The 14386-nt window shown below is 73.1% G+C and carries 10 protein-coding genes and 1 pseudogene; 4 read left to right on the top strand and 7 right to left on the bottom strand.

Going from position 1 to position 14386, the window contains the following annotated elements; all coding sequences use genetic code 11:
- Positions 1-84 precede the first annotated feature (84 nt).
- Both FM110_RS01955 and FM110_RS01950 read left to right on the top strand, forming a co-directional pair.
- Positions 85-1563, top strand: coding sequence for a glutamyl-tRNA reductase (locus tag FM110_RS01955; protein ID WP_087102162.1), 1479 nt, complete (start codon positions 85-87; stop codon positions 1561-1563).
- Positions 1542-1874: a hypothetical protein gene (locus FM110_RS01950; protein WP_143276210.1), complete on the top strand. Its 333-nt coding sequence runs from the start codon at positions 1542-1544 to the stop codon at positions 1872-1874. The genes FM110_RS01955 and FM110_RS01950 overlap by 22 nt, the downstream gene beginning before the upstream one ends.
- A gap of 26 nt (positions 1875-1900) precedes the next feature.
- On the opposite strand, the gene FM110_RS01945 is transcribed toward FM110_RS01950, so the two are convergent.
- The 4 genes and pseudogenes from FM110_RS01945 to FM110_RS01920 form a co-directional block, all read right to left on the bottom strand.
- Positions 1901-3328 (bottom strand): DUF2142 domain-containing protein, encoded by a 1428-nt coding sequence (locus FM110_RS01945; RefSeq protein WP_087102158.1) that lies wholly within the window; start codon positions 3326-3328, stop codon positions 1901-1903.
- Entirely contained in the window at positions 3329-4696 is a 1368-nt protein-coding gene (locus tag FM110_RS01940) for a M18 family aminopeptidase (RefSeq protein ID WP_087102156.1), read from the bottom strand. It abuts the gene before it with no gap.
- A 31-nt stretch (positions 4697-4727) separates the two neighbouring features.
- A pseudogene (locus FM110_RS01930) lies at positions 4728-6755 on the bottom strand (DUF6541 family protein).
- 163 nt (positions 6756-6918) lie between these two features.
- Entirely contained in the window at positions 6919-8742 is a 1824-nt protein-coding gene (locus FM110_RS01920) for a hypothetical protein (RefSeq protein WP_143276209.1), read from the bottom strand.
- A gap of 237 nt (positions 8743-8979) precedes the next feature.
- Here FM110_RS01920 and FM110_RS01915 point away from each other — a divergent pair, with 237 nt between their 5' ends.
- Positions 8980-9687, top strand: a complete 708-nt coding sequence (locus FM110_RS01915) for a glycosyltransferase family 2 protein (RefSeq protein WP_234991840.1) — start codon at positions 8980-8982, stop codon at positions 9685-9687.
- Positions 9687-10172, top strand: a complete 486-nt coding sequence (locus FM110_RS01910; RefSeq protein ID WP_087102143.1) for a DUF2304 domain-containing protein — start codon at positions 9687-9689, stop codon at positions 10170-10172. Before FM110_RS01915 ends, FM110_RS01910 begins: the two co-directional genes overlap by 1 nt.
- Here the strand turns inward: FM110_RS01910 and FM110_RS01905 are convergent.
- From FM110_RS01905 to FM110_RS01895, 3 genes are read right to left on the bottom strand one after another with little or no spacing between them, the layout of a single operon-like run.
- The gene (locus tag FM110_RS01905) at positions 10077-10970 is read right to left on the bottom strand and encodes a glycosyltransferase family 2 protein (RefSeq protein ID WP_087102141.1); all 894 of its coding nucleotides are present in this window, start codon (positions 10968-10970) and stop codon (positions 10077-10079) included. The two genes, FM110_RS01910 and FM110_RS01905, sit on opposite strands and share 96 nt — an antisense overlap.
- Complete coding sequence (locus FM110_RS01900) at positions 10967-12256, bottom strand: hypothetical protein (RefSeq protein WP_087102139.1); 1290 nt, start codon at positions 12254-12256, stop codon at positions 10967-10969. Before FM110_RS01900 ends, FM110_RS01905 begins: the two co-directional genes overlap by 4 nt.
- Positions 12253-14208 (bottom strand): DUF7657 domain-containing protein, encoded by a 1956-nt coding sequence (locus FM110_RS01895; RefSeq protein ID WP_087102137.1) that lies wholly within the window; start codon positions 14206-14208, stop codon positions 12253-12255. The genes FM110_RS01900 and FM110_RS01895 overlap by 4 nt, the downstream gene beginning before the upstream one ends.
- Positions 14209-14386: the final 178 nt, after the last annotated feature.

Genomic DNA, 14386 nt, shown 5'->3' with positions numbered 1-14386 from the left:
CCTCGCCGAAGCGGGTGTGGGACGCCTCACCGGGCCTCCGTCGCCTGGGACGGACCAAGGTCCCTGCGGCCTACGATGGGAGCCATGCTCGTCGCCCTCCGCGCCACCCACGAGCACCTCGATCTCGGGGTGCTCGACGCCCTCACGCGCGGATCCGAGCACCTGCCCCACGTGATCGAGCAGCTCAATGCCGCTCAGCCCGCGGCGGTCGCGGAGCCGGATCCGCCGGCGGAGCCGCCGCTGGCCGGCTGGGTGGTCGTCTCCACCTGCAACCGCCTCGAGGTCTACCTCGACGCCCACCGCTTCCACGACGGCGTGGACGTCGTCGCCCGCGCGATCGCCGCCACCAGCGGACTGCGGCTCGAGCAGATCGCCCTGTGCATGGAGGCCGCGATGGGCGCGGCCGTCGCCGAGCACCTCTACGAGGTCACCGCGGGCCTGCGCTCCATCGTGCTGGGGGAGGGCGAGATCGCCGGCCAGGTGCGCCTCGCCTTCCAGCGCGCTCAGCAGGCCGGGCACACGACCGCGATGCTCAACGACCTCTTCCAGATCGGCTTCCGCTTCGCCAAGCAGGTCGCCTCGCAGACCCCCGTCGGCGTCGCCGGACGCAGCGGCGTCGCCATCGCGCTCGACCGCGCCGCCGAGATCATCGGCCCCCTGCGCGACGCCGACGTGCTGGTGATCGGCACCGGTGCCTACGCGCGCCTGGGCGTGGCCGACCTCGTGCGCCGCGGCGCCGGTCGCGTGCGCGTCCACTCCGCCTCGGGCCGGGCGATCGCCTTCGCCGAGCGCCAGGGCGTCGAGGCCATCGCCGCCGAGGAGCTGGGGCAGGTGCTGCGCGAGGCCGACCTCGTGCTCGCCTGCTCCGGTCGCGGCACGAGCCTGTTCCCCGAGGCGTTCCTGAGCGTCGGACCCACGCTCATCCTCGACCTCGCGCTGCACTCCGACCTCCACCCGCTCGTGCGCCACCTCAGCGACGTGCGCGTCCTGGACCTCACCGACCTGACCGTGCAGGCCGATGAGCACGCCCTGCCCGCGCTCGCCCAGGCGAGAGCGATCGTCGCCGAGGGCGTCGACCACTTCCGCTCCCGCCTGGAGTTCCGCCGCGTCGACCCCGCGATGGCGGCCCTGCGCCGCACCGTCGACGCCGCCGCGGACGCCGAGGTCGCGCGCCTGCGCCGCGAGAACCCCGATACCGCCGATGACGTCGAGCGATCCGTGCGGCGCATCCTCGCCAAGGTGATGCACTCGCCGACCGCGCGGGCCCGGCGCCTCGCGCAGGAGGGCAGCGCCGACGAGTTCGTCGAGGCGTTCCACACCATCTTCGGCATCGACATCTCCGGCGACGAGGAGCCCACGCAGGGCCCCGAGTCCGTGCCGGCCGGGTGGATGCGCCTGGACCGCACGGTCCCGCCCGGGCACCCGTCGATGCTGGCCGTGACCGAGCACTCCGTGGCCGTGGTGGAGGCCGAGCTGGCCCGCCTGGCCGCCGTGAGCGCGCCCGCCGTCACCGGACCCGCCGAGACCGCCCAGGAGGGGACATGCCCGATCGACCTGCCCTGAACGAGACGCCTGGAGCGCAGATGCCTGGAGCCCGGACGCCGGACGCCGAGGCGCAGGTCGGCGAGGGCTACTCCCGCCTGCTGGGCCTCCTCGCCGACCATGAGCCGACCGATCCGGCGGTCGTCGACGTCCGCGCCCGCCAGGCCGTCGCGGTGGCCCGCGCCGGCCGTCTCGACGAGGCGCTCTACCAGGTCGACGAGCTGGTCAAGGACGCCGAGCGGGCCAGCGGCCCCGAGGACGCGACCGCCGTCATCGCGCGCGAGGCGCAGGCGCAGGTGCGCGAGCTCGCCGGCTTCCCGGCCGAGGGCTGACAGCGCCCGGCTGAGCGGCCCGCCCCTCAGGCCGCGGGCAGGGCGCGACCCCGCGCGATGGTCGCGGCTCCCGCGCCGAGCACCGTCGCCGCGAGGATCACGAGGCCCACGACCGCCGCGGCGGGCAGGCGTCCCGGATCCTCGGCATCGATCCCGATCCAGAACCGCGCGGCCGCGAAGCCCGCGAGCGCGAGCAGCCCGATGCCCTGCACGACGACGATTGCGGCGAGCCCGCGGCGCAGCCGGAGGGCGCCCTCCTCGGTCGCGGCGGGAGCCAGCGCGATGTCCGCCGCGAGCCAGATGAGCGGCAGCACGAGCGGGAGGGCGTAGCGGGCCTGCCACATGAAGCCCGCGTCAGCGACGGTCTGGTGCTCGATGACGATCGCCGAGACCGGCAGCAGGACCGCTCCGAGGACCAGGGCGATCCGCTCCGCCCGGGTGCCGCGTCGCAGCGCCGCCGCGGCGAGGGCCGCGAGCAGGAGCAGGCAGGCGATGGCCGCGGGGAGGGGGATCCAGGCGTCGTGCCAGCCGGTGACCCCGATGGTGGTGCGCGCGAACGGCCAGGCCTGGGAGCCGATGTGCCCGGCCACGCACAGCCAGCTGCAGTCCGGCCGACCGGCCGTGTCGGCGTAGGCCGCGGTCTGCGCGGTCGCCAGACGCCAGGCGAGCCAGGCCCCGCACGCGATCACGCACGCCGCGACGACGCCCCACAGGGCCCGTCGGCGCAGGAGATCGCGGCGGCGGGGCCACGCGAGGACGCAGGCGATGAGGGCGATGAGCACCGCCCAGATCGGCCCGGAGGGGTGGGACAGGATCAGCAGCGCGCTGCCGGCGCCCGCCCCGACGAACCGGCCGCGGGAGGCCGAGGCCCCGCGCGCGAGCGGCCAGGCGCAGCCGGCCATGAGCAGCGCCGCCCCGATCTCGAGGGCCTGGGGGTTGATCGCCCCCGCGAGCGCGAGCGTCCCCGGGGTCAGCAGCCAGGGGAGGGCGAGGGCGCGCGCGTCGGGCGCCCCGCGGCCCGCGAGGGCGACGGCGCCCGCCGCGGCGAGGCCGCACAGCACGAGGGCCGAGAGGGCGCGGGCGGCGAGCACCGCGGCGTGCCCCTCGAGCAGGCGCAGCGGCCAGCCGATGATCGCGTAGTACAGCGGCGGGTAGTTCGCCGCCTGGGTGACCGTCCGGACCGGCTCGGAGCCGGCCGCGGACATCGGGTCGTCCTCGATCGCGCACCACGCGGGGATGCCGGGCTCGAAGCGCCAGCACTCCGGGCCCTCCGCGACGAGGTATGCGGGGACGAGGACCTGCTGCTCAGGGCCGACGGGCAGCTGCCCGGTGACCACCGCGTAGGCGTAGCGCTGATGCGCGTTCTCGTCGGGGGAGCCCGCCATCGGGTGCAGGATCGCCAGGCCGAGGGCCGCGAGCAGGAGCGGGAGCCCCGTGAGCAGCAGGCGCCGCACTCACGGCCGCCAGAAGGCGGACGCCGCGAGGGAGAGGCGGCGCGGATCGGCCACGGCGCACAGCTCGCGCGCCGAGTGCATCGAGAGCAGCGCGATCCCCGCATCGATCGTCGTCATGCCCAGGCGGGTCGCGGTGATCGGCCCGATCGTCGAGCCGCACGGCATCGCGTTGTTGGAGACGAACTCCTGGAAGGGCACGTCGGCGGCCTCACACGCGCGCGCGAACTCGGCGGCGCCCACGGCGTCGGTCGCGTAGCGCTGCTGCGCGTTGATCTTCAGCAGCGGGCCGCTGCCCAGACAGGGGCGGCTGACGGGATCGTGGCGCTCGGGGTAGTTGGGGTGCACGGCGTGCCCGGCGTCGCAGGACAGCACCATGGAGCGGGTGAAGGCGCGGCGACGCGAGGCGTCGTCCCCGCCGAGGACCGCGTGCATCCGCACCAGCACGTCCTCGAGGAAGGGGCCGCCCGCGCCGGAGCGGGTGTCCGAGCCGACTTCCTCGTGGTCGTTGGCGACGAGCAGGGAGATGGGGGCATCGGCGTCCGCCTCGGCATCCGCGTCGGCGCCTGCGGGACCCGTCGCATCCGCGTCGGCGAGGTCGAGCAGGGCGCGCAGGCACGCGTGCGTCGAGGACAGGTTGTCCAGGCGGGCGGAGGCGAACAGCTCCCCGCGGGCGCCGATCACGGCGGGCTCCTGGGAGTCGACGGTCACCACGTCCCAGGAGACGACCTCGGCCGCGTCCACGCCCGCGTCCTCGGCCAGCAGGGCCACGGGGTCGATCTCGCCCAGGCCCAGGATCGGCTGCAGATGACGCTGCGGGTCGAGCTTCAGCCCCTCGGAGTTGACCTGGCGGTCCAGGTGCACGGCCAGCTGGGCCACGCGCGCGACCGGGCCCGTCGCGGCCAGGTGCACGGAGCCGTCGCGCAGGACGAGGCGCCCGGCCAGGCGCAGATCCCGGTCCAGCCACGAGTTCAGCAGCGGCCCGCCGTAGATCTCGACGCCCGCTTGGGCGAAGCCCTCAGCCCCCAGGCGCGGGTTCGGCTTGAGCTTGAGGGCGGGGGAGTCCGTGTGCGCGCCGACGATCCGCCACGGCGTGCCCGCATCGGCGCCGTCGGCCGCGATCCAGGCGATGAACGCGCCGTCGCGGACCACGAAGCGGCGTCCGCGGACATCGGCCGCGCTCCACTCCTCGCGATCGTCGAGCGCGGTGAAGCCCGCGGCCTCGAGGCGCCGCGCGGCCTCCGCGGCCGCATGGAACGACGACGGCGATGCCGTGACGAAGGCCCCGAGATCGCGGGCGAAGGCGAGGTCCTCGGCGGAGGGGACGGCGGGGGAGGACGCGGAGGGGACGGAGGGCGCGGCGGAGGTCATGGGGCCATTGTCCCACCGCGGGGCGGGGCGCTCAGCCCCAGGTGGAGCCGTCGGAGCGGGTGCACGGCTGCAGCTGCAGCAGCGCGGCGTCCCCGCGCCGGGCGACCTCGGTCGCCGCGGCGGGGTCATCGCCCACGGCGTCGATGCCGGGGAACTTGAACTCCGTGCCCCACAGCTCGGTCGGCCCGAAATCGAGCACGTGGTGGATCCCCAGGGTCGCGGCCGCGTCGCACACGGCCGGATCGGTGTCGATGTCCTACAGGCGGTGCGTCAGCACCTCGACCTCGGGAGAACGGTGCCCGATAGCGAAGGGCGCCATCACGGGATAGTCCGCGAGCGCGTAGGCGAGCGCGCCGCCGTCCCACGGGTCGACGGCCAGGGTCTCTCCCTCGGGGACCAGGCGCGGGACGTCCTCCTCGATGAGCTCGCACTCGTCATCGGACAGCAACCCCTGGTTCTGCCACCACGGCGCGTACTCGTGGCGGTAGCGCTCGGCGGCGCTCGGCGTCCACGCGCCCGGGCCCAGGACGAGCAGGATCACGCAGACCCCGGCGACCGGTGCCATGGCGGTGCGCGGCAGCACGCGCGCCCGGGCCAGGGCGCGGGCCGCGGCGTCCAGGCCCAGGGCGAGCATCGGGATCGCCGCGATGACGGGCACCGCCATGACGCGGTTGATGTCGCTGTACCAGGCGCCCGTGTTCACGTACCGGTAGTCCAGGTCCCGCATCGAGAGACCCACGACGGCCAGCAGCACCGCCCAGACCCAGGAGGCGACGATCCATCCGTCCCGGCTCAGCAGCAGCGTGCTCAGGGCCGCCGCGATCACCAGCAGGCCCAGCGGCCGCCACGGCGAGCCGCCGAGGGTCTGCAGCGACAGGGTCTGGCCGATCGCCTCGGGGACGCTCGAGGTGGGCTCCCAGCCGGCCGACGACCGGGCGGGGCGGACGAACTCCCACACGCGGCCGCAGACGATGAAGACCGCGAGCGCGCCGGCGAGAGCGATCACGGCGGCCCGTCGCGCGGCGATACCCTCGCCCCACCGCGCGACGCGCAGGCACGTCGACCACAGCACGATCGGCAGCCCCAGGACGATGAGGGTCGGCACCGCCTGCGGATGCGCGAGCGCGACCGCGATGCCCACCGGCGGGACCAGCAGGAGGATCTGCCGGGGCGAGAGGACCGAGCGGGAGGGGGAGGGCGAGTCGTTCCAGTCGAGGAGCTGCACCAGCATCGTCAGCGCCGCGGGCACCATCGTGATCGCCAGCGTGTACGGGAGGAGGATCCCGAAGGACGACGGGGCCATGGGGAAGGCCAGGGAGACCGAGGACAGCAGCCCGGTGGCGGCGAGGCCCAGCGGCCCGGCCGAGGTGCAGGTGCGGACCAGGAGCACCAGCCCGAGCGGCCACACGACCGCGGTCACGAGCAGCAGCAGGGCGTCGGTCGCACGGACGATGTCCCCGCCGCACAGCTGCGCGATCAGGCTCGTCGTCTGGTGCCAGGCCGCGGGGTAGAAGGTCGCGGTGCCCGGCTCGGTGGACAGGGAGCCGACTGTCCAGGCGGAGGCGGAGCCCAGATCGAGGATCCGCCGCACTGCGTTGAGGTGGAAGATCCCGTCGTAGGTCTAGGTGACGGCGTGCAGCGAGCCCATCATCGACAGCATCCGCAGCCCGAGGATCCCGCCGCCCGCGACCAGGCCCGTGACCATGGCGGTGCGCTCGCCGGCGCTCGCCGCGAAGAAGGACCAAGGGTCGCGGCGCGCCCGCCGCGCGAGGCTCCGAGCGCTGGCGACGCCGAGGGCGCCGAGCTCCCGCGGTGACGGCAGGCGCGGGTCGGCCAGGGCGGCCAGCGAGAGGCCCTCGCGGCGCAGGGCGGGGACCGACAGGGCGAGGGCGATGGCGGCGGCCAGCAGCAGCGGCGACAGCGGGGTCCAGGGGATGCGCATGAAGGCGCTCGCCTCGGCCGCGACGACGATGATCCCGATGGAGCACGGGGCCGTCAGCGCCGCCGTCGCGAGGGCGCCGAGCCGCAGGGGCCGCGTGACGGCGAGTCCGGACAGCATGAGGACCGCTGTCGCGGCGAGGAGCGCGAGAGCGTCGAGCAGCCAGGGCATGGGGTCTCCGGGGAGGTGGGGAGCGGAGGAGAGCGGGTGAGGACACGGTACGTCACCGTGGGCGGGGTGACGGCGGAGGGGAGCGGCCCGGCGGGATCGTGCACCGGCGGCGTCAGCCCGACAGCTCCCACAGCGTCACATCACCGACCGTGCGGATCTTCTCGAAGGGTGCCTGCAGTGCCGGATCGCACGTGTCGTTCGTGAGGACCCAGCGCACCTGGGCCCCGCGCAGCACCTCGGGGTCGATGCTCCGCGCTTCGCTCGCCTGCATCGCGCGGTCGACGGCCTCGCGATCATCGGGCCAGGCCATGCCCAGGTGGTACCGGGCCACCGGCGCGCCGGTGAGGATCTTGACGCGCCGCGAGTCCAGGCACGCGGTGCTCCACAGTCGCCCGTCCGCGGGACTGATCTCGCCGGCGGCGGCGATGATCTGCTTCGAGCTCTCGGACCCCGGGTCCCAGGTGTCGGCGATGTTGGTGTCCCGGAGATAGGAGTAGACGTCGCCGAGCGACATGGCCCAGAGCAGGGCGGCGACGGCGATGAGCGCCACGGGCGGACGCCGTCGACCACGCGCAGGGGCCGGGAGAGACTCGGGCGCCTCACGGCGGAGGTGCGCCCCGCGGGTACCGGGATCCCACGCCCTGGCGGCACGCCGTGCCGACGCGATCGCCGTCGCGGGACGCGACAGTCGAGCCAGCGCGAGGACGAGGAGGACGAGACCCAGAAGGTGAGCGTCGATCCAGAAGCGGTAGGGCTCAGCGTTGGCGCCCCACAGGTCGTTCAGCGCCACGAGCGGCCAGGCGATCGGGAACGATGTGCCGACCCCGGCCGCGATCGCATCCCCGCGCCGGATCCCTGCCACGGCGACCGCGATCATCAGCAGGAGCAGGGGAGCGCTCGCGCCGACCGTGGGCCAGCTCGTGACGCCCAGCGCGATGTTGCTCGAGACCCGGTACTTCATGAACGGGGTGTCGCGGACGGCCAGGGTCGACAGGATCATCGGGGCGGCGCACGCCGCATACGCGAGGGGGTACGCGATGACCGCCGGACCGATACGGCGCACGAGGACGACTGCACCGGGGACCATCGGGATGAGCCCGAAGACGAGGGCGGCGAGCGTTCCGCCGACGCCGGCGACAACGGGGCCGACGAGCACCACGACGAGCAGGAGCACGAGAGATGCGACGGCGGCTCGCGCGGCGCGCCAGTGCCACAGTGCGGATGCGGCGACAGCCGCGCTCACGACGTATGCGCCGGTGAGGAAGCCGTAGGTCTGGAAGTTGGCGGCGGCACCCGCGCATGCGCATGCGGCCAGGATCAGGAGACGGCGGAGATTCACCGGGATTTGGGGTCGGCCGAGAGCGAGTCCCAGCAGGGCCATGCCGGTGACGATCGCGCACAGCCCGGCAGTCTCGCCGTTCTGCGGGAACAGGACGCCGAAGGGGCCCCACAGGGCGCCCTGGTGATTGATCGGGAGGAGCCAGGCTCCGGTCTGGATCCACGCCCCGCACCCCGTGATCATGACGAGCGGCCCGAAGACAGCCGCCCAGGGGCGGCGGGACACCACCGCGATGCTCACGCCGAGGGTCCCGAACGCGATGATCTGCAGCAGCAGCGAGACGCTGTTCCATGCAGTCACGGGAGCGATGCCGAGCACCCGTGCTACGAGGCCGACAGCGGTGTAGTAGCCGCTGGAGTACGGATTGATGCCGCTGAGGGTGTCCGGCTCGAGCGCGGCCGCATGCCCGTGCGCCACATTCGTCACGATCGCGAGATAGCCCAGCTGGTCGTTGTCGTACATCGTGGGCAGTCTCGATGGGACGAGACCGGCGAACACCTGTCGGTGGAGGAGGAGGGTCACGGCAGTCGCGGCCACGAATGCGAGGAGGACGGAGGCCCTGCGCTGGGGCGCGGAGAGGCAGCGAGCGGGTGGCATGGCGTGATGGTAGTTCGAAAGGGTCGTCCGGTTGCGCCCGAAGCGCGGGGGATGGGACGTGATTCCGATCCAGGAGCAGTGCGGTCGCGGGAATGCGGAAGAGGAAGTGCGGAGGATCATGTTTGGAAGACGAGGAATATCCGGATTCGCCCGGGTGACCTCGTGGAGCGCCCTCGTTACCGTGAGTCAGTGACCTCCCAGCAGGAAGCCGCAGCGCGCCCGCGCACCCTCGTCATCATGCCCGCGTGGAATGAGGAGGAGGCGATCGCGGACACCCTGCGAGAGCTGCGGACCGCCCTCCCCGAGGTCGACGTCCTCGTGGTCGACGACGGCTCCGAGGACCGCACCGTGGCCGTCGCCACCGAGGCAGGAGCTCGCGTCCTCCAGCTGCCCCACAACCTGGGGGTGGGCGGGGCCATGCGCGCCGGGTACAAGTACGCCCGGCGCCACGACTACGACCGCACGATCCAGGTGGACGCGGACGGCCAGCACGACCCCCGGGACATCCTCGCCGTCCTCGACGGCCTCGAGCGCGCGGACATCTCGATCGGAGCCCGCTTCGCCGAGAAGGGCACCTACGAGGCCAAGGGGCCGCGGCGCTGGGCGATGGTCGTGCTCGCCGCCGTCATCTCCCGCATCGCCCGGACCCGGCTCACCGACGTGACCTCGGGCTTCCGCGCCGGCAACCGCCGCGCGATCGCCCAGTACTGCGAGCACTACCCGGCCGAGTACCTGGGCGACACCATCGACTCCCTCGTGGTGGCCGTCCGCTCCGGGCTCACGGTCACCCAGGTGCCCGTCGAGATGCGACCCCGCCAAGCCGGCACACCCTCGAACAACCCGGTGAAGGCCGCGATCTACCTCCTGCGCTCGTTCTTCGCCCTGGCTCTCGCCATGACCCGTCGTCGCGTGGGCGCCGATCGCCATCGTTGGAAGGAGGACTGATGCGCACCACCGTCTTCTTCCTCGTCCTCGCGCTCATCATCGTCGCGCTCGTGCTGCGCCTGCTGCGCAGTCGTGTGCTGCGCGAGAAGTACGCGCTGCTGTGGATCGTCGTCGGCGTCACCGTGCTGGTGCTCGCGGTCTTCCCGCCCCTGCTGCACGGCGTCGCGACGGCGCTCGGGTTCGCCGTCCCCTCGAACCTGCTGTTCCTGCTCGGGATGCTGCTGCTGCTCGGGGTCACGCTGCATCTGAGCCTCGAGCTGTCGACCCTCGAGGACGAGACCCGCGTGCTCGCTGAGGAGGCCGCGATGGCACGCCTGGCCCATGAGCGCCTGGAACGCCGCCTCGAGCGACTAGAGGCGGCGACGGCGGCACCCTCAGCCCGTCAGCTCTCAGACCGTCAGCACGTGCCGGGCAAGGGCGCGCACGCCGTCCCGGTCGCGGCCCCGGAGGGCCCGGGGGAGGGTGAGCGCGGCGTACGCGCGTGAGGTGAGGTGCCATCGGGCCGCGCGGGCGGCCCGATGCCAGCCGAGGGCCTGCGCCTGCGCCGCCGCGCCCCGGAAGTAGTCGCGCTCGTCGTCGAAGCGGCTGCCGTCGGTCAGCTTCTCGCTCGACAGGCTCGACCCGTGGCGCCGGTACTCGAAGACCTCCGCGGGCGTGCTCACGAGCATGTCGCCGTCGAAGACCATGTCCAGCACGAGGGCGAGGTCGAGGATGATCGGGTACTCGTCGCGGAACGGCACGGCCTTGATGCGGTCCGTGCGGAAGGCCAGCGAGGGCCAGTACAGCCAGTCCCCGTGGAGGAGGGACACCGCGAGGCGCTCGCCCGCGAGGACCTGCCGGCCGCGGCCGGAGGGCTTAACCACCCTGTCCTTCACGAGATCCGGGAGGGTGCGCGCGGGCTCGCCGTCCTCGTCGATCACGCGCACGCCGGGCTGGATCACCGCGGCGAGCGGGAAGAGCTCCGCGGTCGCGAGGATCTCGCCCACGTAACCGGGCAGCAGGCGGTCGTCGCAGCCGGGCATCGCCATGATCGGCGCCTCCGCGACCTCCACGCACGAGCGGAAGTTCGCGATGATCCCCTCGTTGGCGTCCTTGCGGATGTACCGCACGCGCTCGTCGTCGATCGCGGCGAGCATTTCGCGCGCGGCGGTGCCGGGGTAGTTGTCGTCGATGACGGTCAGGCGCCAGCGCGGGTCCTCCTGCGCGAGCACCGAGTCGACCGTCTCGCGCAGCAACGCGGGGTCGCCCCAGTAGGGGATGAGGATGTCGAGACGATCGATCATGGGAGCACCTCCGGGGCAGGGTCGGTATCGAGCGCATGCGCGCGGGGCCGTGTGAGCGCCGTCCAGAAGAGGAGGCACCCCAGTGCCGGCCCCAGTGAGAGCGAGAGCGTCGTGGTCACGAGCAGGGGGAGCGGCAGCACGAGGCAGCCGATCGCGACGGCAGAGGCGAGGCACCAGCCCCCCAGGTAGAGACGGTGGCGGTTGGTGGCGAGGGCCAGGGCGCCGAGGATCGTCAGCCATGCCATGAGGGTGCTGGACGCGGTGAGGGAGGCGAGGTACCAGCCGGGGAGGTCGTACTCGGGCTTGAACAGCCGCAGAGCCCATGGCCCGATGGGCCACGCAGCGCAGGCTCCCACGAGGCCCAGGGCGCCGAGCATCAGGAACGGGCGTCCCACGGCCTCCCGCACGGTCCCGGTGTGCTTCGTGAACGCGCTGATCGCGACGCCGACGAACGCCGTCAGAGGCATCATCAGCGGCGCGCGGGTGAGGGAGACGGCGAGCATGCAGGCACCCATGAGGGCCGCGGCGGCCGCGGGACCCCGGTCGCCGAGGGAGGCGTTAGGGGCGACGGCAGCGACGAGCGCGGAGTAACCGGTGACGAGGAGCGCCGTGCAGGTCGTCGAGGTCATCGCCCACCCTGCATTGCGGAGGGCTCGCCCCACGGGGACGTCGGCGCGGCGGGCGAGGGCACGACGCGCCGCGGGGGAGAGCGCCGGCAGGAGCACCAGGGCGAGGATCCCGCCCGCGCTCGCGATCTCGAAGCCCGCCAGGCCGAGGCCGAGGGCGGCGATCGCGAGGACGAGAGCGACGCGGACGCCGACCTCCGTCAGCAGCGTCAGTCCGTACGTCTCCCAGCGACGGGATCCGCCGAGCGCTCCGACCATCGTGACGTATAGGGGGTAGAGCATCCCGAGGAGGCAGACGGTCGCTGCACCGGGAAGGGGTGACAGCGGCAGCATCCTGGGAGCCCACAGCACCGCGGTCGCGGCCAGGACCGCGAGGGAGACGGTCCCGATGATCGTCCCCGTGACGAGGGCGCGGGCACCGCGCGGCGAGGGGTTCGTGGTCGCGCGGGTCGCCTCGTTCTGAAGGCCCGACTGCACTCCGAACAGTCCGAACATGAGCGACCAGAACACGAGGAACTCGGTGTTCTCCTGGACGTCGAGCACCTTGGCCGAGACGAAGAGGATGCCGAAGTTGCTGACGGCGCCCCCGACCGAGGCCAGGAGGAGCATGATCTGCGCGCGACGGGACACGCCGTCATGCTGCTCAGCCGAATCCGTCATGACGTGCTCTCCGCGGTGTAGATGGTGTAGGTCTTCCCGGACCAGCGGATCGTCTCCGTCGGCGAGAGGCACGTGCTGGCGGAGAGATCGTTCTCCGAGACGACGTGAGTGACCTCGGGGACGAGCTCGATCAGGTCGCACGGATCGACGACCGTTCGGATGTAGTCGAAGCCGTCCGTCTCGACGCGGGGCTGGGCCCCCGGCTCGAAGCCGAACGCGCTGTAGCCGCCGCCGCGGTTCCACGCCACCTCGAAGTCGTGGTCGGGATCGAGCCGCTCCCAGAACTCCACGTCCGGGCCGGATCTCTGCAGGCCCGAGAGCGAGGGCACCCCGTTGGCGAGCATGATGACGTCGACGTCGGAATCGTCGGTGACCCACAGCGATCCCTCCGCGCGAGCGGCAGCGCCCTCCGCGCGGAGGTGCTCGGCGGTCGCGCTCCCTCGGAGATCGCCGAGGCCCGCCTGCAGCGGGGAGGCGCTCGCGACGACGAGGACGGCGCACACCGTGGCGAGGATCGGGCCGGTCATCCGGATCCAGGGGCGCAGGCGGCCCTCGTGGAGCAGCAGGAACGCGATGAGGCCGACGAGGGCACCCGCGATCCAGACCATGAGGACGTTCAGGTCCGGCAGGGGACCGGCCTCGAGGACCGAGCCCGCGCGCACGGTCGCCAAGGCCGCCGTCGACGCGCCGAGCAGTGCGATGCCGGTGTCGCTCCGGCGTGCGCTGGACAGGGCCAGGCACAGAGCGGTTGTCCCGATGATCCCGATCGACTGCGCGGCTCGGACAGGGGGCACCGAGCTCGCGATCGGGATCATCTCCCCGAGGTCGCCGAGGGACACGAAAGCCCACAGGAGCCACAGGCCGCCCCATGCGGCGAGGGCGATCTCCCCGGCTCGGGCGCGGCTGCGGACCCTGGTCGTGCTCATGACCCAGGCGAAGGGGATCAGGAGGAGGGCCACGGAGTAGGCGCTCGACAGCTCGCTCGCGTTCGATTCGGCGGGGTCTCCTGCGGCCAGGGCGGAGAGCAGCGGGGCACCGAAGACCTGGCCCGCGTCGAGGGCCGCGGCGCTCGAGCGCCGGTGCCCCGGGTACAGCGTCGATCCGAGCGCCTCGAGGCCCGCGCGACCTTCCCACAGGACGCCCGCGCCGAGGCCGGCGGCGAGGACCCCCGTGGCGACCAGGGCGATGATCTGGGCCTTCGATCCTGCGGCCAGGACGCGGACCGTGGTGGCCAGGAGGATCCCGCCGCCGAGGAGGAGGGACCACAGGAGGTAGTTGCTCGGCATGCCGGCGATGCAGATGCCGCCGACGGCGACCAGGAGCACCGGCATCAGCCGCTGCCCGGACTCGAGGCGCCGCCCGGCCGAGAGGAGGGCTGTGCATCCCGCCAGGATGTAGGCCGTCTGCTGCGTCGGCTGCAGGGACCACCAGAAGTTCGAGGGAGCGAGCACGACGAGCACGCCTGCGAGCCACCCCATCGAGCGGGAGCCGCCCATGGCATGCATCCAGGAGGGCATGCACACCAGCACCAGCAGGCTCGGGAGCCACCAGTGCGCCGCGAACAGCATCGCGTCCGGGACGATGCCGGACAGGTGGTACGGGAGCACGTCCCAAAAGGCGAGCGTCTGGAACGGTCCCACCGGGTAGCGGTGGACGAGGGATGCCTCAGCGCCCAGGGGGGAGAGGCTCGGCGCGCCGCCCGTCGCGAGCATCGAGAGCTGGATCGGCGTCCCGACGTTGTACTCGTCGGAGCGGATCAGCTGCGGCGACCCGAGGAGGTTCAGATCGTGCGCCCGGTCGACCGTGAGGAATCTGGTGCCGATCGAGGAGGTCGTCGTGCCGGTGAGGGTCAGCAGGGCATACGCGACCATGACGATGCCCAGGAGGATGCGGTGCCATCGCGGCAGACCGGAGGAGCTTGCGCTCTCGTCCTGCTCGATATGCGATGGCAAGCGGTGCTCCTCGTCCGTGGTTCGATGCGCGTGGGGAGCCCCCGTGGGGAGCACGTGACATGGTATGCACCGCATCGGGATCGGGGCGCGCCGAGGTGGCGGAGCGCACGGCACGCCCACCGGCCTGCTCACCGCCGCGACGATAGGATCCAACGGACCTCGGCATCGGAAGAAGGGC

Origin of the sequence: Brachybacterium nesterenkovii (assembly GCF_900163655.1) — a bacterium.
Taxonomy (GTDB): domain Bacteria; phylum Actinomycetota; class Actinomycetes; order Actinomycetales; family Dermabacteraceae; genus Brachybacterium; species Brachybacterium nesterenkovii.
This window is presented reverse-complemented; position numbering and strand designations above follow the sequence as displayed.